The organism is Vibrio sp. OPT46 (genome assembly GCF_015163535.1).
GTDB lineage: Bacteria > Pseudomonadota > Gammaproteobacteria > Enterobacterales > Vibrionaceae > Vibrio > Vibrio alginolyticus.
Genome location: NZ_JADDYG010000352.1, coordinates 1 through 1,448, shown reverse-complemented (window position 1 = coordinate 1,448; position 1,448 = coordinate 1). Strand labels below are relative to the sequence as shown.

Genomic DNA, 1,448 nt, shown 5'->3' with positions numbered 1-1,448 from the left:
CTTTGATGATAATACGCAAATGATTCGAGCTGGTATTGAATTTGATATTTTGCGTCAAATGGCATTACGAGCAGGGTATATGAAGAACTTAGCTCGAAATAATGACGAAGGAACCATTACTGCTGGTATCGGGTTGTCTCCACTTAAGTTGTTCGAATTGGATATCGCAGCTCAGTACACAAACGAGAACGCTATGGGGGCATCCATTAATTTCCTTGCTACCTATTAATTGAATCGTTATAGTCAGCTCCTCAAAATGAGGAGCTTTTTATGTTTGACGATTTACCCCCTCTATCTCACCAAGAGCAACAACAAGCTGTAGAGAGAATTCAAGAATTGATGGCGAAGGGCACAAGTACTGCAGAAGCTATCAAAATTGTTGCCGAACGGATTCGATCTGAGTACGCAGAAAAACAACAGCAACAAAACTAATCAATTCATGGACAGGGCATGCGCCCTGTTTTTTTGCCTTTCTATTTTCTATTCCTTTACATTCCTAAACACCACCCTAGTTACGCTGTAACTACAATTTACTAAACCTATATGATTTTAATCTTGTTCAATTGCCTTTAAGACTAAATAGCGAGTTAGTAAAATTTTACCTAATCATGTTAGCCTTAGTTTTCGTAGCACAGGCAATTAGGCATTTCTTAATGAACTCATAAATTAAACTCCATATTATCAATTATTTACCTCGGACTTTTAATCTGTCAACTATATTGGTCTTGATTGATCTTGTAATTTAATTACAAAGCGCGAAAGGACTTTGTTCTCAGGCAGAGGATTATGCTGAAAAAATAAAAAAGATACACCGTAACTTATAGCGGTAATTAAACTAGAGTTATTAAATAAGCGATATAAGAACAGTAAGCACTCGCAGACATATGTGATAGATGAATCGAAGTTCATCTTATTGAGCTGCTTTTTTTAGCCGAAATACGTCTCCTGAATTTGAGCGGAGCGTTACATATTGAGCATGCTTAATCTAAAGTAGTTTTACTAAACTAGGCGACGTTGAAGTGGGTAATATGAAACCTCAAGAGTAGTAGAAATCAAGAGCAGTAACGCGTTTTACAACGTAATGTTTCCTGGCATCCTTCCTGTTAAATAGTCCGTCCGATAATTAGAGAAGAAATTGGAAAAACATCGTTGATCTTTGGATGAGAGGAAGCAACAAGGTTGCAATGAAAACTATTTGCCTGTTTTACACTAAACTCCTTTAACTATCATGTAGCAGTAGTTTTGATGTTGTGTTCGCTCTATGTGGACTAGACTTAATATGAGAACAAAAACTAACCAAGGGAGGAATGATGGGTTACAAGCACGTTTTGGTTGCTGTCGACTTATCTAAATCTAGCCAAGCCGTTATCGAAAAAGCAATAATGCAAGCAGATAACTCAAGCAGCAAACTCTCATTTGTTTACGTAGATGTTGATCGGATAGTCATG

General features: G+C 37.1%; 2 protein-coding genes and 1 pseudogene. All 3 read left to right on the top strand.

Translation table 11 applies throughout. The features are described 5' to 3' along the window. Positions 1-229, top strand: a pseudogene (locus tag IQR33_RS15810) (conjugal transfer protein TraF); the annotation flags it as partial. A 41-nt stretch (positions 230-270) separates the two neighbouring features. Continuing rightward, positions 271-432 carry a YoaH family protein gene (locus tag IQR33_RS15805; protein ID WP_005376257.1) on the top strand — a complete coding sequence of 54 codons (162 nt, stop codon included), beginning with the start codon at positions 271-273 and terminating at the stop codon, positions 430-432. Between the two features lie 878 nt (positions 433-1,310). Further along, positions 1,311-1,448 (top strand): universal stress protein (locus tag IQR33_RS15800; protein ID WP_193843844.1); only part of this gene is annotated, 138 nt, incomplete at its 3' end.